Below are 24643 nucleotides of genomic sequence, written 5' to 3'. Positions count from 1 at the left end.
TAGGCAATATTCAAAATTGTAATTTTCTCGTTTTCAGAATAAATTCAGGATGCGTTTTTATGCGTATCTTCAGATGTCTAATAGTTAGGTTAATAGCCCAAACTGTAATTATTAGTGATTAGTTAGTAAAAATTTAGCCCAATATTTAAATTTACGTATTTACAGGAAGAATATAGTAACTTTTTAGAAAGGAAGTAAATATACATTTAGTTTAGGCTCGCTTCCTGCCGTTTCATAATAATTATTGTGGTCTTAATCGGTTTTCGTTACTGTTTCAGATAATCGTTAACCTCGTCAGATTTTAACTGAATGTATTAAGAATGAAAACAGTGTTTTTAAAATTTATCAAATTCATATTTGCTTATAATTCCGTTACAGCTAGGCTAGAATAGCCACAATTTTAAAGTTAATTTAAATATTAAAATTTTTTAGTTAATCAACTTAACCTGTTTTTTATAATCGTCAGGTTAGGTACCTATCTAAAATCTACAACGTTAAAAATCAACCTAATTTGGGTTCTAATAAAATAGAGTTATAACATAATCCTTTATATTACTTCCTTATAAACTAGTTAAGTAAATTTTATTTTAAAATTTAGAATTATTTTTGATTATCACTCCTTATAAAAAATTAAATTTAACAGCTACTAAGAAAAATATTTTAGTTTTAAATATGATAAATTAAGTATTTTTATAAATGCTTTTACTCTTCTTTTATTTTTAATTTCAACATCAACTTTGGCAAGGAAAATGTAAAGACTAGTATCAAGGTATTGTAACCGCTAAACAGCTTTAAAGGTAGCATATTAATACAATATGATTGTAAGTTGTGGATAAAGTACAACAAATTACTCTTATCATCATCAGCAAGATTTTTAAATTATTCTGGTTCAGGTCTAATTCGCGTTTTAATGATTAATAATATGAAGAGAAGATATTTACGGATAATATTGATTAAGCTCGCTTGGAAAATTATATAAAAGAGAAGTTTGCCTTGCCGTAATAAAATTAGGGTATAATAACTGTGATCAGTATCAATTCATTAATATAATCGTTGTTTTATCAACTCTACTTTTTAAGGCTGTAATTGTAATAATTATCAATATCATAGTTGATTAAGTATATGGAGCATAGCTCTTATGAGATTTAAAATCATAGATTGATATTGTCAGATCTAAGTTTTGATATAAAAATAGATCATAGATTATCAACAAATTAATAAGTTTTATATTCTACTTAAAAAGGCAAAGTTTAATTATGGCTAAATGTACTCGTTACAGTACGGTTTCTATTGTGAACGTTCTCTGTTAACCAGTGATAATAAATAAACTGTCACTTTCATAGGAACTTTAACAAAAAACTTGTGTCAACACAGGTGTATGTGAAAAGTAAGAATGAAAGACAAAAGCTCTTGGGATCGAAACATGGCGAGACTCCCAAGAGTTTCCTTTCATATATTTCTAAATAGGGTTGAATATTAGTTATTTCTGATTTCAGGAAAAATACTAAGATAATTGACGATTAGCTGCCTTAATCATTGATTTTTTGTAATTTAAATTAATTTCTACCATTTAAAAAATCTTAGCTCAGCTATTGCATACTAAAACCAATAAAATATTAATCAATAATTAACAATATTTTTATTATAACAATATTTTTTAGGCTCAAAGCTTAAAGGTTGTGGAATTTAAATTTCTATAATTCCAATAAAACTTGAAAAAGTAACGCTTGTATATTTTAATTATTGTTTTAAACATAACTAATCTAGGAGATAAATCATGATTTATAGACTCAATAAATTAACCAGATTTATTTATACATAAAAATAAATTATTCCATATATTTAATAAAAATTTAACTCATAATAGTTACAAGCTACTACAATAAATTATTTTTAATTAACTGTTAGTAACATCATATATTACTAATTGTTTTCAGGTATTTTATTAATTAGATTAAGTTCAATTAAATATTTATTAATTTTAAGGAAAAAATACTGTTGATTAAAGTTTTAAAATAAGGTGTTTTATTACGATTAAATATTTTGGAATAACTTTTGCCATCATTCTTTTTAGTCAACAGCACAATATGTCTATCAAAATACATCAGTCTGCAATAAGAATATTTGTTCTAACTAAGTAGAGCTAAATCGTTTTTTGAGCATGCTTATCATTTTTTTATAAAGTTTAGTTTTAACGAACTTAAGATAAAAAATTCATAGTTAAAAACTATATACAAAAAATATATATTTTTTTTGTATATTCTCTTTAGTAAGATCTAAAAATACATATTTCGACTTGTTTAAAGATTTTATATTTTTTGATTAAATTAGTTTAAAAATTAAACTTTAATTTTTAATTAATCTTTATTAGATCGGCAAAAGTAATTATATACCATAAAATATGTTATTTTAATAAAAATTAATATTTATATTTTCGAGATCCAGTAATAAATAGATTATGTTTTTTGTTTAAAAAATTCATGATTTTTATAAATATGTTATATTTAATAAGGTGTTAAATAAGAGACAATTAATACTCAAATTATAATAAAATATAGCAACAAAATAACTCTCTTAAACAATCACTATAGAAGTCTACAACTAACGATTGTATTCAAATCAAATAAAACAATATCTTTTTAGAGGAAACCATAATGAAGTGTAGATATAAAATAAGTTATAGATTACTATCTTTAGTAGGAATATTAGGTGTTTTTGGCTCTGCAAATGCCAATTTAATGAGCGATCTCACAATTGAAATCACTGGATTAGGTGAACGTCGCGGACAGCTTTGTTTAAGTCTATTTTCAAGCAGGCAAGGTTTTCCAGATAATAAGAAATATGCAATTAAAAGTGAATGTGTAAAAATAACCAATAATCCTATGCGGGTTACATTCAATAATTTACCTCCAAAAACCTATGCTGTGGCAGTTTTTTTAGACCAGAATGAAGATAGTAAACTAAATCGGAATGTTCTAGGAATTCCCACAGAAAAATTTGGATTTTCTAGCAATCCAATAATTAAAAGCGGTCCTCCTAAGTTTAGTGAATCGGCTATTATGGTAGTTGGAAAAAATATAAATATTCAAATTAAATTACAATCCGTTTTATAGTCATTACTTATTTTAAAATTTTTATGATAATTATATAATTTAGATTTAAAATATAACTCACTAGTATAAGAGTTGTTATAAACAATCTTGTGTCTCTATATTTAAGTAATCAAAGTTTAACTTATGTCATTTTCTTTAGATGTCTTAACTAAATCATATTCATAAAACATACTTGTAGATATTTAATCAGTGTTTCTTGTATACCGTTTACCTTGGATTAAATTAAATTTTTAAGTATAAGTTGACAAATAAAACAGGTATAATATCATATATTATGTTTATTTTTTTATTGTTTTATTTCTTTTAAAACTAGACTATTTATATATACTAAATTAGTATCAAGAATAATTACCGTATTTATACATTTATCTTTGCCGTATTTTTAAACTTTATCCAGATCTTTATCTAAAATAATCGGGAATATCTTCTTCTTTAGACTAATGAATACTTTAAATATAACTAATTTTTTTTATATATTCTTATCATATTTAGTTATTTTTCTGTTTTATAGAATATAAAAAGTAATTTTATATCATGATTTTTATATAAACATTTTTTACTAAAATTTATAGATAAAAATCTAATTATTTTAGGTATTTTATTTTTAAATAAATTTAAATTCTATATTATTAATTATATATATCTATATTTTAAATGTTAAATAAATTTTTAAACAATTTAATTTAACTCTTTTTTCCTGTTTAAAATTCTTGATAATTATCGACTCTCATAAACTATTTAATCTTTTTCTGAGTGCCCTTCAAAATATCTTATATTCTCTATGTTCCAAGTTCTTTTTTTTTAAAAACCCCCCTATAATTGGTTTTCTGATTGGCTTGCTAAATTCAGTATTTTCTTCATTTTTCATCCTCTTGTATTTAAATATAATATCTTTATTTTTGTTCTGGTTCTAGAAGAAATTTCTAGGTCGTGAGTCTGCTTTCATAGTTTTTACTCTTTTAATTATATTAGCTAAATGTTTATACAAGCTAGTATCTAGTAATTGCTCTTTGTAAACTTATTTAAGTTTATTTACTTAGTATCTAATAAATGCTAGGTATTGTCTTTTTGGAAAAAAATGAGATAAGTTAAATAGGTATGGCAATAAAATTTTTTCTGTAGATTATTTTTGGTCTAAAATAAAATGATGCAATCAAAACCGAGTCCAATTATCCATGATTTAGTACTAATTGGGGGAGGATACAGCCATGCAATAACACTAAAATTATGGGGCATGAATCCAATTCCTGGAGTACGACTCACTTTAATTACAGATACCTCCCACACCCCTTATTCAGGAATGTTACCAGGTTATCTAGCTGGTTTCTATAGTTTTGATGACATTCATATCGATCTGCGTCGTCTTGCTCGATTTTCTCAAGCTCAACTTTATCTTGATCAAGCGATTAATTTAGATCTAATTAATAACAAAGTAATTTGTGATAATTATCCTCCAGTAGACTTTGATTACTTATCTATTAATATTGGAAGTACTCCAGAAACAGTTAATATTCCTGGTGCTTCTCAATATGCGATTACTGCTAAACCTATTTCCAGGTTTTTAACAGTTTGGAATGCATTGATTGAAATGGTTATTAATGAGCCCCACCAACAATATTCTATAAGCATTGTTGGTGGCGGCGCAGGAGGAGTTGAATTAGCTTTAAATATACACAGTCGTTTGACTAGAATTTTACAAAAATATAACCAGTCTTTATCTAATATAAAAATTTATCTATTTCATCCAGGGGAAATTTTACTAAATAGTCATAATTATTGGGTTAGCAAAAGATCAAAGATTGTATTACAACAAAAAAAAATACAACTATTTCTTAATGAAAGGGTAATAAAAGTAATATCCAATAATTCTAATAGTTATCGAGTTTATTGTGATACAGGTTTAGCTGTTGACTGTAATTTTGTTTTCTGGGTAACTCAAGCATCAGCACCTAGTTGGATAAAAGATTCTGGATTAAAAACTGATAATAAAGGATTTATCATAGTTAACAACAACTTACAATCTATTTCCCATGCCAATATTTTTGCAGCCGGCGATATTGCTACAATTCAGAATACTTCCTATCCAAAAGCGGGGGTTTTTGCAGTTCGACAAGGAAAGCCTTTATTTAAAAACTTACAGAAAATAATTTTAGAAGAACCTTTAATATCTTATCAACCTCAAAAATATTTTTTAAGTCTAATTGGAACAGGAGATAAAAGAGCGATAGCCTCTTGGGGTCATTTGGGTTGGGAATCTTCTATTTTATGGTATTGGAAGAATTATATTGATCGACAATTTATGCAGCAATTTCAAAAAATTTCTTCAATGAATAAAAATCAAATTATTACCATTGATAGTTTAGATTTAAAAACAAACGCAAAAAATTTAATACCTTGTGCTGGCTGTGGATCAAAAGTGGGATATTCTATTTTGGATAAAGTTTTAAATCGTTTAGAAATTAAGCAAAATAACGACATTTTAGTTGGACTAAATAATCCAGATGATGCAGCGATAATAATTTTAAAAAATCAAAATTTATTAGTGCAAACTATCGATTTTTTTCCAAGTATAATTAACGATCCTTTTATATTTGGACAAATTACTTCTAATCATTGTCTAAGTGATATTTTCGCCATGGGCGCAACTCCTCATAGTGTTTTAGCAATCGTTACACTTCCTTATGGGTTAGAAAATAAACTAGAAGAAAGCCTATATCAATTGCTTTCTGGAGTTATTAAAATTTTAAATCAATCTCAAGTTGTTTTAATTGGTGGTCATACGATAGAATCCTCAGAACTAGCATTAGGGTTATCCTGTAATGGCTTTATTTCTTCAAGTAATCTTTTAAAGAAAAGTGGGATGAATTCAGGAGATCAACTGATTTTAACTAAAGGAATTGGAACGGGAACTTTATTTGCAGCTGATATGAATTATCAAGCTAAAGGAAGATGGATCGATAATGCTGTCGAATCCATGTTACTATCGAATCAACAAGCAGCAAAGATTTTCTTAGAATTTGAAGCGACAGCATGTACAGATGTCACTGGGTTTGGGTTGCTAGGACATTTAGTAGAAATGATTAAAGCTTCTAAAATATCGGTTAGTTTAGACTTAGAAAATATTATTATCTTGGAAGGAGCACTACAAACCACAAAACAGGGAATTACTAGCTCGTTATACCTGCAGAATTTACAGACAAGTAATTATATTCTTAACCGAGAAGAAGTTAAAAAGAAAAATAAATTCCCCCTACTATTTGATCCTCAAACTTCTGGAGGATTGCTTGCCTCAATTCCTTCAAATAAAGCTGATACATGCTTATTAAAGCTAATTCAGTCAGGATTTAAAGATAGCTGTATTATAGGTAAAGTTTTAGAAAAGAATGTAGCTGTAGCTCAACCTTTTATTATAATTAACTAGTATAGTAGTTTTTATGTTTACTATTTAGAAAATGTCGGATTTTTTTTGATTTAGAAAAAATTAACAAAAAATAAAATTAAATAAATTACATAACTTAATTATAATTAACATTTAGCTCTAATTTAAATAGCATATTACTTAATAATAACGGTATATTTAGTCTCAATATTTCAAGTTTTTAAACCCTATTTAGAGGATAATAAAAATTTTTAGATTTTCAACAATTAATTATCTTACTTAAATTTTACAAACATTCTATACTTAACATAAATATTCCTAAATACTGTCTATTTTAAGAGGGTTTAGTTTTCCAGTAATTACCACTATTAAATTCATATTGTGGGTGATAACAATATTCCTAGGTGTGCCTGTATTAAATACTCTCTTAAAAGTACGCTGTCTATTAGCAAATATCATTAACAACAAGTATTTCTATATCTTTGTATTTAATAAAAAGTTTAAAAAATTAATGAGAGAGTAAGAAAAAAGTTGAGTACAAAAAAAGATCTATTTTCTTCCTTGTAGTGAATAAACTAGGCAATTATGTCTTTAATAAATTGCCAAAAAAGCGTTTTATTAAAGTCCATGTAATCAGAAAATTCCTGAGTTTATAAATATCTTTTATTTTTTATTAATAGGTTTTATTTTAGCTAAAATCAGAAAAAACAAAGAAAAATATAAATTTTTTTTATATAACATCTGTCAACTATCTGATTATTTTATTTTACTAGTCAGTTAATTATTCCTGATGATATATTTTTTCAGCAACTACTATACCATTATTTTTATTATTTAAATACAATCAAAAAAATTATTAATTTATTTATTATTTAAAACTTAATATTTACGAAAAAATAACGGAATAAATATTGTTATTTATATGACATTTGACTTTTTTCAGTAAAACAATAATTTTGTTAAAAAAATTTAGGTCTGAATATGTAAACATTATAAGAAATAATTTATTTTTGGATTAAGTTAATTTTGTGGATCAAGCGATAAATGGTGCAAAGATAAACTGTAAAACTTATTTTTTGTGTATACGAATGCCTAGTGCTTGTAGAGTGTAATTATTCTTTTATTTTATAAATTATTATATGATATGAACCTATTCTGTCACAATCAAGGAAAGTTTTTTTGTCCATAAGGAAATAATCATAATATAATATAATATTGTTATTACTTCATGACTGTCAAGAAGATAACTAACAAAACTTTAATTTACTTAAAAATGTTCTGCTAGTTACTGCGTTGATTAATTAGTCTTATTCAAAAGATATTATTACTAATAATATCTTTTGAATAAGACTTTATTTATTAGTAAAACTAATATTTTTTACTTCTTAATTTTAATTTATTTAAATAAAAACAGTCGCTATAATTTATGGAAAATACATAACGCTTTAGTCAATAACACTAGAAGTTAAAATCTTGATTTAAGAATTTATAAAAATAGTAAAAAATTTATACTATGATTGATTTTAGTAATTATAATTATTTTTGAAAGGTGATATATTGGTATTGCAGGGTCTAAAAGCCTTAGGATACTTTTCGAAAGAAGCGTCCACATATTATCTAACTATTTTAAATTTGGTTAATATTTATTTAAACTAAGTTTTTACAAAAAAATACCAATTATAAATTTTGTTTTAATCTAAAAAGTTAGGTGGTAGATACCATAGTTCACATCCAGGGTTTTCTAGTATTTCTTTAATGGTTGCTCATTCATAATAAATGGCATTATCTAAAATAATGATATTTTCTAGTTCCAACTAATAAATTAAATTTTGAGATAACTAAACTTTAAATAGATCTTCATTACAACTCTCATCAACAGTGAAAGTAGAAAAAATCTTTCTTTCTTTTAAAGCACTAATCTAATTATTTCTTTCTTTTTTCTTTCTTCTTTTTAAATTTTAGAGCATAGAATCTTACTGCTCTAAGACTATATAAATAATTCTCTCTATCATTAAATTCAACTTTATATAGATAAAATACTTTTTATTTAGCTATTTACTCTAGGTATTTAAAACTTAAGCTAGGGTTTTCTAATTTTTAATAAGGAAAATTTATATTCTGTTAAGTAATATTATTTCTTCATAAAATGTCTATTTTAATTCTAGTTCTAGTATCATGTTGTTTAACAAAGTACTTAGACTTTTGTTAGTTTTTAATTTAATATAAAGTTGGCTATAAAAAAATATTTACAATATCTAGATAAATTAGACTTTAATCCTTGGCAAGCTATCACTTTTTTTAAAAAAAGAAAAAAAATAAACATATCCATAAAAAAATATATATATCTAATTTATTAGAAATAAAAAGATAGCTCTAATATAGACTAGTTTTAAAAATGATAGTTATATTTTTATTTCCAATAGTTGAAAATGGATGGCAAAAAATAAAAGAAGATAAATTAGCCGATTCGTGTTCGAAGATAAACATGAATCGGCGATAGTTTGTATCATTTCTATCTAATCACGCTTAGAAAAAAATAGTTTATAAGTGGGAAGATTTCTGGTTAAAAACTAGAAACCTGAAAAAGTTGACTAAGTTAAAACTAAACAGAAAAATCTAAATCTTATTCAACCAGGTAAAAACCTAGTGTAAAACATACACCAACTGACGTTTCTATTAGTTTTAAGTTTTATTTAAGCCTATTATTTTAGGCAACTTTTCGAGTTTATCAGCATGAGTTGACAGTTTAGATGACTCCTTAGTAGTTCTTAAAATAGAATCGTTTATTGATGTAGAACTACTTAGAAAAGCCTTCTTTTATTTCTCCATTCTCTCCCAAAATGGGATAAGATATTCCTTGTTCGCGGCAAACTCGTGCTATTTCAGCATAGCCCCATTCAAATAAAACTTGATCATATATTTCAGACTCTAGGCGAGTATTATCATATATGTTTGCTGCTAACCGTTGACGTTGCGCTTCAAATAAAATCACTGCAGCAGCTACAGACACATTGAGAGATTGCACCATTCCCAACATGGGAATAACAATATGTTCGTCGGCTAATTGAGCTGCTTCTTTAGTAACGCCCCATTTTTCTGCTCCAAAAATGATGGCACTAGGTTTAGTATAATCTATCTGACGATAGTCTAAGGATTTGGAACTAAAATGAGCTGCATAGACCCTAAATTTTTGGTTTTTAAGGTAACTTATTGCTGTTCTAGTATCAGGATGGGTATTCAGAAAAATCCATTTTTCGCTGCCCTGAGATACCTGAGAGAAAGTAGGTAATTCTGCCTTAACATTAACACTATGAACTTCGAAGATTCCTACAGCGTCGCAGGTGCGTATAATTGCAGATAGATTATGAGGTTTATGGACGTCCTCAGTCAGGACGGTTAAATCCGGTTGCCGTCGGTTTAGAACTTGTTTTAATCGATGGTAGCGTTTGGGAATCACATCCTCCATTATATAGCAATGTGTACCATCAGTATTGGTAAATTAACACACAAGGTGGGGGATATAAATCCTTTCGTGTAGAACTATAGCAGGCGATCAATTTTCTACAATCATTAAATTAAACCCTCAACAAAAACTTAATAAATATATTATGATTACTATTCAACTGAAGCCTTCTTGCCATCCTCTTGCTGAATATATCTATCGTTTAGAACAAGGGGAAGCACTTCTAAAAAACTCGCCTAACAATGTTCTTGAAGTGGTAGGTATTTTAAAGAGTTATGGAATGATATTAGATGCTTATTCCCGTAATTTAATTTATATTGCTGAAAATCAATTTTTAATAATATTTCCTTTTTTTAAAAATTTCAATGGTGAGGTTTCCTTCCCAAAATTATTGGACCATTGGTGTCATGACCGTATTAATTTTGAGTATGCTGAATATTGTATGAAGTCTATGATGTGGCATGGGGGAGGAGGACTAGATAAATACTTAGATACCCCAGAGTTTAAAGAAACTGCTAAACAGGTTATTAAAGCTAAATTTAAGAATAATTTTTTAATGTTAGCTTTAGATAAGATTTTTCATGAATTTTTACCTGAACAGATAAGAATGATGTCCTACTATAGTAGCTTAGGACAATTTTGGCGAGTCATGGCTGATATATTTTTGTCTCTTTCTGATTGTTATGACAAAGAAGAAATTAACTCAATTTCACAAGTAGTTGAACATATTTTAGATAGGTTAGTTAAAAATGCTAATAAACCGATTTATTATCAAGTTATTATTTTTAATAAAGGCTACGATATTATTCCTAAATCTGTTGGGTTGACTTTTTTACATGACACAGCAGTTCCTTATATAGAATCAATTTTTTTTCGAGGAACTCCCTTTTTGGGAACTGTTTCTTACAACGCTCAAGCTTATCAAATTCCCCAAGAACAAGGTTTATTTACTTATGGCGCTTTATACGCTGATCCTCTCTCTATAGGATGTGCAGGAATTCCACCTACTCTATTGATGCATGATATGAGACACTATCTACCAAGCTACCTTCATCAATTTTACCAAAAAAGTATTCGTCAAGAAGACGACTTATTAGTAAAAATTTGTCAGACTTTCCAGAAATCTATGTTTTGTGTAATGACAGCCGCTATTAAAAGCTTAGCTCCTTATTCTTTAAATACAACTAAATTTGAGCAGAGAAAAATTAATCGTGCTTATTTAGAAATGTGGATGGATAGATTTTTAGACTCTCGTTTACTAATAACTAATCAATAATTATGATCTTAAATATTTTACTTGCAAAACAAAGATTTTATTTTTGATAAGACTACAAGTAAATTTCCTAAATTATTAACTGCTTACACCATTAATATATATTTTTCACTAATCTCAAAATTTATATTTTAATGAGTCACTATCTTGTAAAAAAGTATTTTAAATAAAAAAAACTGTATTTTTGATAAAGTTTAATAAGATAGGAAGAGAGATAGAGTACAATAAAGGACACAAAGCAATTAGGATTAATTGGACTTAGTGCGTTACTGCAGGTATTTAATAAATAACAGCTATAACAGTTAATAAAACCGCAATCAAATTTGCAGCAAGCTAAAGCAAAAGGGACTTTTTCAAAAAGGTATTGTTAAAAACTTCTTGACTGATCTTCTTGCATCAGTTTATCCACTATTGATTTATCTTTTCCTCTCCAATATAAATTTGATAGACATATAGACAACTGCATTAACATGACATTTGAATAACAACTTTTTAAAAGCTGGACAGATATTCATTGTTCTTCGTCATTCATTGAACTTTTAAATAACTTCTCAGTGTAAGTAAATGGATTGACTGGTGAAGTAAGGCGCAATCATGTTGGCAGACAGCCAAACTTAGACAAAAGACAAAGACATAGTGCTGCGGTGTCAGTGAGGTAATTCTATTCTGTTCCGACAACTGTACTGGCGCTATCAACATTGTGTGGAAGTGAAATGCCTCATAACTTAAGATAGAAAGTCTTTCTCCGAGTTTGGAAAACTACGAAACCTCAATTACTTTTCTACCTGAATGTATGGAATTACCTGGAACGTGGCTACTGATAAAAGGCGGAAGTTAGCTTAAAGTCTCTTTTTGACTGAAAACAGCGCGACCTTAAATATTACCCTTTCTCTATCATTAGATACTCCTAACCTAATATGGATAAATTATTGAGATTTAGCTTAACAATGATTACAAACCCCCAGCTTAGAACATTATGTTAATTCTGTAGAAAATATCAAGTATTGTTTATTTTATGCTCACAATTAAGTCCGCAAATTTTCTGGAAAACAAGGAGTATTATGATGTTCAATTTCTTTTAAAATGCCGTATTTTGCCTATCCCCACAAACCCTACCTTAAAAGTTAATTAATCTACAAGTTGACTAAATAATTTTAATCTAAAGGTTAGAAAGTTCAACTTTAGGTTTCGCTTATTCCTAGCACAACAGTCGCTAGCAGCTATTGGTAAAAATTATCATTTATTACAACTATCTTAATAAATAGAAAATGGGATAAATATAATTTAATTCTAAAGGTTTTTTGTAAATTTTTTACAAAAACTTCTAGGAAAGACATCAGTTGTCAAGAAAACTTAAAACCTCATATCTCAGTATTAATTTTCCGAAGTGAATTTGTCATTTATAAAAATATAAATGCACTAAAAATACCTAAGTGGATCTTAAATATTAAATTTAATAGTAGATTATTAATAATATTTTTGTTCACTCTTCTGTTACAGAGTAACATTATTTTTGTATAATCTTTTCCACAACAAGATTGTTTTATTCCTAAGTGTCAACATCAACAGCATGCCCGAAGATGTGGTAACTTGGGAAAATAAGGACAGAAAAGCTCAGGAAAATTAAATAAAAAAATAAACAAACTTAATTCTATTTGTTAAAGATACCGTCCTTAAATAAAAAAGTTGTGGGAACAATACAAGTAACTAGCCAATATTCACAGCAAATTATACCACCAAGTAATGTCTCCGCAGCATATATTAGAGCAAAATATCAATAAGCTGATCGCTTTACCTCCTAATATGTATACTTTCTTCTTATAGCAATATTATTTTCAATAGTAGAGATAAAAATCTTAATGACAAGCTCTTAAACAAATGGTCCGTCGAAAAATTTCACAATCATTCTGTTTCTTGCATAATCTATCTAGAAATTGTTTTCTTAATGATATTCTTGAAATTTTTAGCAAATCTGCAGTTTATAAAATTTTCTATCCTGTTGCAAGTAAACATAATATTTCTGTTTTTATTTTTATTCTGGAGATGATTGTTAAGTTGTAAGTTAAGTTAAGTTAAATTAAATAATTTTTTTTCTTCTAATTTTATTAGCTAAATTTTCAAGTATACTAATATTTATCTAACTAGTGATAACTTTGCTCAAGTACTTTTCTATTTTGTATCTATTTAAATTTAAGTCTACCTAATTACTAGTGTCCATGTTAGTCTCAAGGACATTGAGACTGATGACTGATACATTTTGTTCATTGTTCAGTAAACTAACATTTTAAGAAAAAACAAAAACCATTCTCTTTTTTGGGTTTCCCATTCTTGCTTCAACACGTTCCGCTGTGAATTATAGTTCAGATAAATCAAGATAATCCTTGAAAATATAATAGTCAGAGTGTCAAAATGGAAGTTAGACAATTTATTTAGATTTGTTTTAGAACGTGAGGGTATTAAATGTCGATTAATTTTCAAGAAATCATTACTAAATTGCATGAGTTTTGGGGCGATTGTGGGTGCTTGATCACTCAACCCTATGACACAGAGAAGGGAGCAGGAACTATGAGTCCTCATACCTTCTTGCGGGCAATTGGACCTGAACCTTGGGCAGTAGCCTATGTAGAACCCTGTCGCCGGCCAACAGATGGCCGCTATGGAGAAAACCCTAATCGCTTTCAGCACTATTTTCAATATCAGGTACTTATTAAACCCTCTCCTAATAATATTCAAGAAACTTATCTTGATTCTCTCAGAAAGTTAGGAATTCATCCTGAAGATCATGATATTCGTTTTGTCGAGGATAATTGGGAGTCTCCTACTCTAGGCGCCTGGGGTGTAGGTTGGGAAGTTTGGTTAGATGGCATGGAAATTACCCAGTTCACCTATTTTCAACAATGTGGGGGGATTGATTGTCGTCCCGTTTCTATCGAGATTACCTATGGGTTGGAACGGTTAGCTATGTACCTCCAAGATGTAGAAGCCATTACCAAAATTCAGTGGAACGATCAGGTTAATTATGGTGATATTTTTCTAAAAAGTGAGATAGAACAGTGTATCTATAATTTTAAAGCCTCTGATCCAGAATTATTGTTTAAACTATTTGAACTATATGAGCAAGAAGCCAAACAACTCCTTAAACGAGGGTTAGTATTGCCGAGTTTAGATTATATTCTGAAATGTTCCCACAGCTTTAATTTGTTGGATGCACGGGGAGTTATCGCAGTAGCCGAAAGAACTCGTTATATTGGCCGTATTCGCAATTTAGCCCGAGAAGTTGCTAGATCATATTTACAACAACGTGATGAATTAGGATTTCCTTTGGTTAAATAAGATTAGGTAATAATTGTCTGTTTATAAGGTGAAACGTTATTTACAATATAAAAGTATTAAAATGAGTTAAAAAGGTTGGAGTTTATTCTGAGTCAGGAAGTGAAAAATCTAAACACCAAAGATATAAAAATTTTTTTTAGTGCTTTAGAAGCTTCAAAATGTAAATGAAAAATTCTCAAAGATATAAATTCAGAAAAAAAGATTGAAAATAATTATAATTTTAGCTCCTCTATAGAAAAAAATGATGAGATAGTAAGGTATTATTCTGTTGCTTCAACAAGTAAATTTGTGTATATAACTAAAAAAATGTTGGGCTCATGTTAAATTTTTTAGAAAAGCTGATTAGTGCTTGAAAAAATAGAATTAATTAGAGGTACTTTCAACTATGTTAGACGTTTCATTATTTTGGGATTTTCAACCTATTCTTTTTTATATTTTAAACTCTCCTGTAGTTCAACTATTAGATCTATCTGAAATAGCTAATACCGGAAGAGATACTCATTATAATTTAGAGTATCTTTTTGATTACAAGGGGCTTTTTATTCCCCTCTAGTAGGAGTTTTTATTGCCAATGGTAATATTTATAATAGTGTTGTACTGAGTTTTTGGCGACAATAAATGTAAGGATATTGACTCCTATTCTTTTAATATCTTTAGAAAATTCTGCTTAGATTAATATTATTCTGTCAGATACCATGTAAAACAACATTATTGACGAAGGAAATTCTTCACAAGAGTAGTTTCTAATTATCTAAAATTTTTATGTAAAGAAATTGTAATGAATTTTTTAAGAATTTTGATATCAATGATAGTACATAGCTATGCCGTGAATCACAGTGAAAAAAATTACTCGTCCCATTTTCCGACAAAAGATTTGGAACATACCGAGTTTAGTGCTGAAAATACCAAATACAATATAACTTGTAGTAGTGGTTTTCAATTATATTATTCATAATAATAGTAGTGGGATAAACTGTCTGGCTATATTTTCATTAGTTACTAAATTTATCGCTTGATTTGGTATGATATAATTTCGGTATTATTGAGATTTTTTTAAAATTTAATCTTTAACTAACCATTTTCAATAAATTAAGAATTATGAGAATAAGAGTATAAAAATACGACTTTTACTATTGTTGTATATCCTATCCTTTTTCTAACTCTTGTCAAGAGTTAAGATGTTAACATTTTAGTTAATTTTTTAAAAAATATCTTTAGTTATTAATCGTTTAAGAGTGAAAATAGCGAAAACATTCAATGTAGCGAGCATTCTAATTAATACAATATTTTTTTCTAGATTATTGATATATTTTCTATAAGTTTATTTTTATTTAGTTGCTACGTTAAAATAATAAATTATGGCTAAATCAACTACGGGTTTGTTAAAATAAACTCAGTTTAAGTAAACTGAAAATCCATAAAATGTATTCGTTAGTTTACTTAAGTTTTTAAATTAAATTAAATATGGTGCAATATTATCTTCAATATTAATTTCTTCCCGTTTTTAAATTAAATTAAATATGGTGCAATATTATCTTCAATATTAATTTCTTCCCGTGAGTAAATACTCACTTGTATGAAAAGTAGCATAGTTTTTGTCTTTTAAAACCTGTTCAATAATATTAAGCAGTTCTGCCTCAGTTGATCAATTGGTTTTACTGTGATTTTTTTATTATTTTAGTGGGGATATCTATGGAGTACATTTTCATTCTTTAATATAACTAATATTTTCTCTGTTTTTTCACTTTTATTTATCTGAATAAAAATTACTATAGGAGCTATATCCTAATGATTTGAGATAATATTGCCATTATATCATAGTAAAACTACCAGCTGATAACTTTCAGGTATTAATGTTAATTACTGACTCTACCAAAACAACAAAAACTAATAAATCGCGACAATGATCCTTATTCTCTGCGGTTAAACAGTCCGTACGGGATAACTCTTAAAGCAGCACAAATTAAATAGGTAGTCAAACTGATCATAGTAGCTGTAGCTAGGGTAATGTGGGGAATAACTTGGCAAAAATATGACCAAAATGCTAATTTCATCATGATGGTTGCTGGTTGTATGATTGCGATCCTAAATAAAAATCAATAATGAAACTATGCTCAACTTCACTAATTTTTGCAATGTCGAGGAGATGAAGCCCTACAGAAATCTCGGTTAGATCTTGATTTGGTAGAGGTACAGTTATAATACCAAGAACCACTCACTAGTTGCTCTGATCTTGGTTGAGACTTATTTATATCGTGAGTCACAACTGAATCTTTAGAACTTGTTGAGTTTTTATTTCATTGAGAATAGAGAGCCGTTGTTTATTTAATAAAAATATACTTAATTTGATGAAACTCTCTAATTAAAGCAAATTTTACTTAAGCGTAATACAATGGACATCGTCTTTATTATCTAAACATATAAGATAATAAATTTTCCTTTAGTCAGGAACTTAATAATAGTTTAGTTAGATGTCTCAGGTAAGTAAGTCTATGCTATTGCCTAAATTGGTGTGAGGAGTTAAATAAATGACTTTACGAAATAATGCCTTAAAAATTCTCAAGGAAACGAGTAGAACATTTTACATTCCCATTAGCCGTCTTCCAGATGGGTTACAGGAGGCCGTCTCCTCTGCTTATTTATGCATGCGGGCTATTGATGAAGTAGAAGATCATCCTCAACTTGATAATTTTACTAAAGCTAAACTTTTACGTCGTATGAGTCTCAATTTGCAATCAGGAACAGAAAACACTAGGATTGAGAATTTTTCAGTCGGATTAATGTCCTATAACGCTACTTTGCCAGATGTGACTTTACGGGTAGGAGAATGGGCTTTGTTGGCCCCTGATTCCATTGCTCCTCGTGTTTGGGACGCTACAGCAGCAATGGCTGATCGTATGGCATATTGGGCTGAAAACAACTGGACAATTAATACTGAAGCTAACTTAGATCAATATACCTTTAGTGTTGCTGGGGCAGTGGGGTTACTTTTGTCTGACTTGTGGGCCTGGTACGATGGAACTCAAACTAACCGAACTTATGCTATTGGATTTGGTCGAGGGTTACAAGCAGTCAATATTGTCCGTAATCATCGCGAAGATCTGAAACGTGGAGTGAATTTCCTGCCCCAAGGATGGCTAGAACAAGATGTTCATCAATATGCTCGTCGTAACCTTACGCTAGCTGATTGTTACACTAAGTCTTTGCCCCCAGGACCGGCCTCGGATTTCTGTAAAATTCCTTTGGCATTAGCCTATAGAACTCTAGAAGTAATGGCTTTAGGCAAAAAAAAACTAAGCCGTAGTGACGTTATTGCTTTAGTCCAACAAGTAACCGGTTACAGTCATTAGGTTAAAAATTAATAATTAAGTTTAGAATCAAGTCTCTCTCCGGAGAGATTATTTTTTTAGTGACTAAATCTAACTTACTTATTAAAAGTAAGTTTTTAGCGACTTGCAAAACAAGATTTTTAGCCTTTTATTTTATGATTTTTTATGCCTAATACAGAAGAGTAAATTCCTTATTAACTATCTATTTAAAATCTATCACTGTCCCTGAGTTATTTGCTTTAAATGTTGATAAGCTTGGTTAGTAACGACTCTTCCCCTAGGCGTACGACAAAGATAACCAATTTGTAATAAATAGGGTTCATAAACTTCTTCGATAGTTTTTGCATCTTCTCCTGTAGCAGCCGCTATAGCTTCTAGCCCAATGGGTCCTCCTTGAAATTGATTGATCATAGTTTCTAAGATTAGGCGATCCATCCAATCAAGTCCTTGAATGTCAACTTGATAAATATCCAAGGCTTCGGCTGCTAATTTTTGACTAATACAATCGAGTTTTTTTACTTGTATATAGTCTCTCACTCGCCGTAATAAACGATTAGCAATCCTAGGGGTTCCTCGTGAACGATGAGCTATTTCTGCCGCTCCATCTTTAGTAATTTCCGTATTCAGAATTTTGGCAGTTCGTAATACAATCAACATTAATTCATCAATTTCGTAAAACTGTAATCGTTGAATGAGCCCAAAGCGATCGCGTAATGGAGAGGTTAACGATCCAATCTTAGTCGTTGCTCCGATCAAAGTAAACTTGGACAAGGAAATGGTACGAGTTCTAGCAGCTTGTCCTTTACCAAGGGTAATGTCAAGACGATAATCCTCCATTGCTGGGTAAAGTAATTCTTCAGTCAATCGGTTTAGACGGTGAATTTCATCAACAAAGAGAATATCGCCCTGCTTAAGATTAACTAGCAGTCCTGTAATATCTCTAGGACGCTCTAAAGCAGGAGCAGTTGTCATTGTACAGTTGACCCCCATTTCCGTAGCTATAATCAAGGAAATAGTGGTTTTACCTAGTCCAGGAGGTCCGTACAAAAGTAAATGATCAAGAGAATCTCGTCTAGCTTTGGCGGCTCCTATAGCAATGGACAAAATATTTTTAAGTCCTTTTTGTCCAAAATAATCAGCTAAGCAACTAGGACGAAGGGTCTCATCTATCTTTTGCTTTTCTGGGAGTGTGGCTCTTCCTGATAATACGATCGCAGAAGATGGGAAAGATTTCTTCTGTCTAGAGGATAATTGAGGAATAGACGATTGGGAAACAAGCGATTGAGAACTAGCTGAGCGTTTAACTGTCATTGAGAACGATCAGGTTATTAATGAATGATTTCTACTATCGTAATTGCTATTGAAAGTAAAATCATGAAAACTTTTTTCTTAGCTAAAGGTTGATCGATAAAATATAAAAATTAAGGGGATGCTAGGCTAATATAATCTAGCGGCGTGTTTCCTCTATATTAAGAACTTAATTTATACACGATACAAATTAAGAAAAAATTTTTTTCTATCCTATATTAAAGATACTGTGCTAACAGCATAAATTAAACTAATGAACTAACCCACTAAAAGATATAGCATTGAACAAGTAGTTATTTGACTGTCAATTAATATAAGATAAGTAATCAAAAAATTTAAGAATATCAGACAAGATTTACGACTAACACACTTGATTGGTAATAAATTTTAACTTAATGGAAACTATCTAAGAACCGCGATTACTAACCATTCTATTAAGAAATGTCTGATTTATATGATGTACGCCATAATAAAAGGTAAATATAAGTGAGATTGACGTTTACTTTAAAATGTCCTTTGGCAGTTTACCATTTCCCAAGATACCTTGAATTATCTTAATAAAATTAACGAATATTACTCCATCATTATTCGCTTAGAAAAGATTTCTAAAGTTTATGGTAGTGGCGATACCACTTTCCATGCTCTCAAGAACGTTAGTCTAACTATAGAAAAAGGAGAATCTTGTGCTATCATGGGGGCCTCAGGCTCAGGAAAGTCGACCTTAATGAATATTGTCGGTTGTCTTGATCGTCCCACTTCAGGTTGTTATTACCTTGACAATACGAATGTGTCAGAACTCCAAGAAACACAATTAGCTGCCATTCGCAATGGCAAAATTGGCTTTGTTTTTCAACAATTTCACCTACTGCCGCAGATGACAGCCTTAGAAAATGTAATCTTACCGATGGTTTATGCAGGAATTGCCACTCAAAAACGATGTGAGCGCGCTGCTACTGCCTTAGAAAAAGTGGGATTAGGGAATCGTCTTCATAATAAGCCTAATCAACTCTCGGGCGGACAGCAACAACGGGTGGCCATAGCCCGCGCTATTGTCAATGATCCTTTGTTACTTCTAGCCGATGAACCTACAGGAGCCCTCGATTCCCAAATGACTCAAGAAATACTGGGTATTTTCCAAGAACTTAATGATACGGGTATTACTCTAGTAATTGTAACTCACGAGTCAGAAGTTGCCCGTCACTGTCAACGAACTATTTTGTTTCGGGATGGACAGATTTGTCAAAATTTTTAAGAGTATTCTTTTAAGAACAGAAGTAAAATTCTATAACTAATCAAGAATAATTTATGGAAACATTAATATATATATAGTTACTAAGTCATAAAATTATAACAATTTGCTCTTCTTATGAACTATTTAATTCAAAAACCGAGATTAAACAATATTTTTGTCGAAGTAATTTCAACAAAAATATGCAACATCTAGCAAAGCTTATCTTAAGAAGGTTTAGAATAATTTTTTTATTAAAAAGAAATCTATTTTAAATATCTAAATAAATGTTAAATACATGTAAAGATAAAATTATACTTAAAACTTACCAGATTATCTGTTTGATTTTAAAATCATCAAAAATTAGTTTTATTTCAGGATAATACATGTAGTCTAAAAAAAATATTTTTAAAAAAATTAAGTATAAATAATTCTAATTATATAATAAAATTATTACTGATAAAATTTATAAATTATTTCAACTACTATGAAATATAGTAAGCTAAATTTAAATAAATAGACAGATAAATTGATTGTGATTTATGAAGCAATAGATAGATAGTTGAATAAAGTCAATAAAATATTAAAATTTTGGTATATTAAATTAATATTACAATAATTAAATATTTAAATCATGTTGTTAGGACATGTAATTATTAGAGTCCCTAAGTTTATTCAAACAATAGTTGATAAGAATTATCAAGAAGAGCTAATTAATGAAACCTAGAATGAAACATTTTTAACAATCAAACTTTTAGAAAAAATTATTGTAAATAGGTTTAAAACCCTGATATATAATTATTTTTAATAACTAAAAATTTAGAAAAAATTTAAATATTCAGTAGATATAGGACTTGATTGTTGCTCCAATAGTTAGTGGCGGTGTTTTTCAAAGAGCTATAAATCATAGAATTAACTAAATTGCATAAATTAGATATGAACTAGATTTTCTATATTCTGCTTTAAAACAGACTGAAAGAGTGAGAGATAAGTAGTAATATTTTAGTTTTAGCAACTAAAAAAAAATTAAATTTTATCTAGATAATAGTTAATTTTTGATACAAGAAAAAAACAGAAATATTTGTTGTAAATTTTTTTAAAATTTACAACAAATATTTCAATTAGTTGCTGACTGTATTAGTAATATATTTATATATACTGAAAATTTAGTTAATATTGATTTATTTATAAATTTTATATCAATAAAATAAAAAGATATTTTCTAATGAATCAACAGACAATACTTTCCTTGTGCTAATTGGTTAAAAAATCAAAGTAATTTTTATCTAAAAAGTAATTTATACTAAACACTTTCATAAATTCTAATTTAGAACTTATGAAAGTGTTTCTTTTAGTAAAGAAGAGACAAGGGTAATGTGAACATAAAATATAGCTGTATTAAATTGTAGTTTAACTATTTTACAAAAAAACAAGGTATCTAGAACTTGACGCATCCTTCCTGAGATCAATATTTAAAACTTCTTAACCTATTTATAATAATCAATTCAAAATAAATTAGATTGATACTATATTGATAGTATCATTAAACAATACTAAAAACCTTTAAAAACTTCAGTTAAAATAGTGAATGTTAGAATACATATGAGTTCAAAAGACGAGGTTAAATTAATTGCTAACTCTTGGTGTCAATATTGATCATATAGCCACTATCCGTCAAGCAAGACGTACTGTTGAGCCTGACCCCATCGCTGCTGCTGTCTTAGCAGAATTAGGAGGGGCGAATGGTATTACTATCCATCTCAGGGAAGATCGTCGTCATATTCAAGATATAGATGTGCAGTTGTTGCGTAAAACTGTTCGCACTCATCTAAATTTGGAAATGGCTGCCACTGATGAAATGGTTCTGATCGCCCTCGACATTAAACCAGATTACGTGACCTTAGTTCCCGAAAAGCGAGAAGAAATAACTACCGAAGGAGGGTTAGACATTGTAGGGAATTTTTATCGTCTAAAAGAAATTGTTGTCTGCTTGCAAAGTGCAGACATTCCAGTGAGTTTATTCATCGATGTACAGGAAACTCAGATTCAAGCATCAGCCGACACCCAAGCTCAATTTATTGAACTCCATACGGGTAAATATGCAGATGCTCCTAACGCTATAGTACGCCAAAAAGAGTTAGAATTTTTAAGACAAGGATGTGAACAGGCGTCAAACTTGGGATTACGAGTAAATGCTGGTCATGGTTTAACTTATAAGAATGTTTACCCTGTTGCTTGTTTACCGAGGATAGAAGAATTGAATATCGGTCACACTATTATCAGTCGTGCGGTGTTGGTAGGGATGGAACGAGCAGTCCGAGAAATGAAACTAGCTATGAGAGGACAATTATAAATTATTAATGATCCTTAATCTAGAAAATTTTTTGGGGACTAACAATTGATCTTTAATAATTAGATATTAATCACTAAGTAATAACAACCTATTATTGTGTTTTAGGCAGCCAACGTTTTCTTGGAGAAGAAGAGTTCCTTGGTGAAGTGTTTGAGGAAAGAGCAGGGAACCATGAAGAGGAAAATAAAAAAATTAATTTTTAGTTAATTAAATGACCCACTTTTATAGAAGCCCTAAAATTTAAAGAGGTCAAGGACAAGTATCATAAACTATCTTTTGCCATAATCTCTTTGAATTCTGAGTTTATTACTTGGCTAAAGTTATGTTTAAAATTCGTCTTTTATAACAAATTTTAAACCCCATCGATCTCTGTTGTTGATCCCTTAGCTTCCATCGAAGGGGTTTAACACAAATTATAGAGTAGAGATCAAAGGTGATTGAGCCTCATCAGAAACTGATACTCAACTATTGGTAGTTAGGGTAACTTCTTGTACTTCACCAATATTTCCCAACTTTCGGCTAGGCTGATCATTAACGATAAGGTTGACTGCTCCCGCATTACCAGCCCGAATAATCAAAGTTTTTTGGGCAGTCCAGGTTTGCTGAGTGCCTTTTCCTAAAATTCCTTCATATTCAATTTCACCGTCTATCTTAATCCTCATCCAAGAATCCTCTTCCAGGAAAATAGAGACATCTACAGGACTACCTGAATTGAGATTTGAAAAGATTAGCTCTTGGGGTAATTTGGAAGTAGTATTGCCCGTACTCGGAGCATTATTCTCTCTGGTGTCAGTATTTGCCGAAGTAAAGACTGATGGGGTTTCCTTTTTATCGTCTACTGGCTTTTGAATTACATTTTTGGCAGCCGGGGTGGTATTGGACTTAGGCACAACAGATTCAATGATATTGGAAGCAGGTTGAGATTTTCGGTCTGCTAGGTTTTTAGTCTTTTTTAAAAGGGGGGTTCCCACTTCGGAAGTCTTGTTTTTGGAAAAAAATTCAGAAAATTGAGAGGCAGAGAAAATATAAAAAAGTACTGTTATAGCTCCTACCCATAGGAATACAGACCCACAAACTTTGAGTGTAGACGGTAAAAAAATGGGCGGAATCGATAATTCTTTATGAGTTACGGGTATTAAATTTTTTAGGAAAGAAGACAATTTTTTTCGTATTTTTGCGGTTGTCTGTATGCCCCCTAAGAAAGGCAACAAACCTTCTCCTAAAGATTCAACTGGTGAGGGGATCGCCAATTCAGGGGAAGTTGCAGAAGAGGATTCTTCAACTTGCTGAAGGAGAAATCGATCGGCTAAGCTATGTCCGTCGAGATTTAAGACTTCTCCATAACGGCGCACAAAGCCTCGCACATAGACGAGTTCGGGTAATTCATTAACCTGCCCTTGTTCAAGAGCTTTTAGGATAGATAAGTGAATGAAGGTACTCGTCGCTATTTGCTCTAAGGTTAAGGAACGAGCCAATCTTTGTTGGCACAAATACGCCCCTAATTCTCGAAGTTGTTGAATTTGGCTGGAATTATAGTTACTCATTGTTCTCTTTATATATTTAGTTAGAGTGTAATAAAAATACAAATTATAGAGTTCAGTTTGCTACAAAATTATTTGATTGTAGTGTCAGTTATGATTCCCTGACGAATGTTAAGAGTACATTTATAACTAACCTGACGCTGTTTTTAGCCTTCTAACAAGGTGGCATTTCCTCCAATTCTTTTTTGAGCATCTGCGATATCAAAAGTGTTAACCGATTCTCAAAATTTAACACTCTGTCCAGTTCCGATACTAATTCCCAAAATTCCTCCTAGATCAATTCTATTTTAAGAGACTTGTTGACGGACAGCATCTTGACACAG

11 protein-coding genes and 1 pseudogene are annotated in these 24643 nt (G+C 29.6%); 8 read left to right on the top strand and 4 right to left on the bottom strand.

From position 1 onward, the window contains the following. The first annotated feature begins 2654 nt into the window (after positions 1–2654). Together ETSB_RS04240 and selD are read left to right on the top strand one after the other, a co-directional pair. Positions 2655–3113, top strand: a complete 459-nt coding sequence (locus tag ETSB_RS04240; RefSeq protein ID WP_044106500.1) for a DUF2141 domain-containing protein — start codon at positions 2655–2657, stop codon at positions 3111–3113. A gap of 1144 nt (positions 3114–4257) precedes the next feature. Further along, positions 4258–6534 carry a selenide, water dikinase SelD gene (gene selD / locus ETSB_RS04235; protein WP_408643688.1) on the top strand — a complete coding sequence of 759 codons (2277 nt, stop codon included), beginning with the start codon at positions 4258–4260 and terminating at the stop codon, positions 6532–6534. A 2755-nt stretch (positions 6535–9289) separates the two neighbouring features. On the opposite strand, the gene trmH is transcribed toward selD, so the two are convergent. After that, positions 9290–9958 carry a tRNA (guanosine(18)-2'-O)-methyltransferase TrmH gene (gene trmH / locus ETSB_RS04230; RefSeq protein ID WP_044106497.1) on the bottom strand — a complete coding sequence of 223 codons (669 nt, stop codon included), beginning with the start codon at positions 9956–9958 and terminating at the stop codon, positions 9290–9292. 142 nt (positions 9959–10100) lie between these two features. Between trmH and ETSB_RS04225 the strand changes: the two genes are divergently transcribed. Both ETSB_RS04225 and glyQ read left to right on the top strand, forming a co-directional pair. Further along, complete coding sequence (locus tag ETSB_RS04225; protein WP_044106496.1) at positions 10101–11231, top strand: CO2 hydration protein; 1131 nt, start codon at positions 10101–10103, stop codon at positions 11229–11231. 2457 nt (positions 11232–13688) lie between these two features. After that, on the top strand, positions 13689–14561 hold the full coding sequence (glyQ, locus tag ETSB_RS04220; protein ID WP_044106493.1) for a glycine--tRNA ligase subunit alpha: 873 nt from the start codon (positions 13689–13691) through the stop codon (positions 14559–14561). A 1910-nt stretch (positions 14562–16471) separates the two neighbouring features. On the opposite strand, the gene ETSB_RS09920 is transcribed toward glyQ, so the two are convergent. Further along, the gene (locus ETSB_RS09920; RefSeq protein WP_171816402.1) at positions 16472–16618 is read right to left on the bottom strand and encodes a hypothetical protein; all 147 of its coding nucleotides are present in this window, start codon (positions 16616–16618) and stop codon (positions 16472–16474) included. Between the two features lie 471 nt (positions 16619–17089). On the opposite strand from ETSB_RS09920, the gene ETSB_RS04215 reads away from it, so the two are divergent. Next, positions 17090–17911, top strand: a complete 822-nt coding sequence (locus ETSB_RS04215; RefSeq protein WP_044106491.1) for a squalene/phytoene synthase family protein — start codon at positions 17090–17092, stop codon at positions 17909–17911. Between the two features lie 195 nt (positions 17912–18106). Here the strand turns inward: ETSB_RS04215 and ruvB are convergent, their stop codons facing one another. Continuing rightward, entirely contained in the window at positions 18107–19201 is a 1095-nt protein-coding gene (gene ruvB, locus ETSB_RS04210) for a Holliday junction branch migration DNA helicase RuvB (RefSeq protein ID WP_044106489.1), read from the bottom strand. Positions 19202–19742: 541 nt separating this feature from the next. Between ruvB and ETSB_RS04205 the strand changes: the two genes are divergently transcribed. The 3 genes and pseudogenes from ETSB_RS04205 (at position 19743) to ETSB_RS09225 (ending at position 23135) form a co-directional block, all read left to right on the top strand. Next, a complete protein-coding gene (locus ETSB_RS04205; protein ID WP_269763984.1) occupies positions 19743–20450 on the top strand; it encodes an ABC transporter ATP-binding protein in 708 nt (235 codons plus the stop codon). Between the two features lie 1606 nt (positions 20451–22056). Beyond that, a complete protein-coding gene (locus ETSB_RS04200; RefSeq protein WP_044106487.1) occupies positions 22057–22779 on the top strand; it encodes a pyridoxine 5'-phosphate synthase in 723 nt (240 codons plus the stop codon). Positions 22780–22859: 80 nt separating this feature from the next. Then, positions 22860–23135, top strand: a pseudogene (locus ETSB_RS09225) (MgPME-cyclase complex family protein). 105 nt (positions 23136–23240) lie between these two features. Here ETSB_RS09225 and ETSB_RS04195 read toward each other — a convergent pair. After that, the gene (locus tag ETSB_RS04195; protein ID WP_044106486.1) at positions 23241–24323 is read right to left on the bottom strand and encodes a helix-turn-helix domain-containing protein; all 1083 of its coding nucleotides are present in this window, start codon (positions 24321–24323) and stop codon (positions 23241–23243) included. Positions 24324–24643 lie beyond the last annotated feature (320 nt).

It is taken from the genome of cyanobacterium endosymbiont of Epithemia turgida isolate EtSB Lake Yunoko (genome assembly GCF_000829235.1).
Lineage (GTDB): Bacteria > Cyanobacteriota > Cyanobacteriia > Cyanobacteriales > Microcystaceae > Rippkaea.
This window is presented reverse-complemented; position numbering and strand designations above follow the sequence as displayed.

Excerpts from the sequence above, each read along its gene's own strand:
- ETSB_RS04240 (WP_044106500.1), top strand. The coding sequence starts at position 2,655 with ATGAAGTGTAGATATAAAATAAGTTATAGATTACTATCTTTAGTAGGA.
- selD (WP_408643688.1), top strand. The coding sequence starts at position 4,258 with ATGATGCAATCAAAACCGAGTCCAATTATCCATGATTTAGTACTAATT.
- trmH (WP_044106497.1), bottom strand. The coding sequence starts at position 9,958 with ATGGAGGATGTGATTCCCAAACGCTACCATCGATTAAAACAAGTTCTA.
- ETSB_RS04225 (WP_044106496.1), top strand. The coding sequence starts at position 10,101 with ATGATTACTATTCAACTGAAGCCTTCTTGCCATCCTCTTGCTGAATAT.
- glyQ (WP_044106493.1), top strand. The coding sequence starts at position 13,689 with ATGTCGATTAATTTTCAAGAAATCATTACTAAATTGCATGAGTTTTGG.
- ETSB_RS09920 (WP_171816402.1), bottom strand. The coding sequence starts at position 16,618 with ATGATGAAATTAGCATTTTGGTCATATTTTTGCCAAGTTATTCCCCAC.
- ETSB_RS04215 (WP_044106491.1), top strand. The coding sequence starts at position 17,090 with ATGACTTTACGAAATAATGCCTTAAAAATTCTCAAGGAAACGAGTAGA.
- ruvB (WP_044106489.1), bottom strand. The coding sequence starts at position 19,201 with ATGACAGTTAAACGCTCAGCTAGTTCTCAATCGCTTGTTTCCCAATCG.
- ETSB_RS04195 (WP_044106486.1), bottom strand. The coding sequence starts at position 24,323 with ATGAGTAACTATAATTCCAGCCAAATTCAACAACTTCGAGAATTAGGG.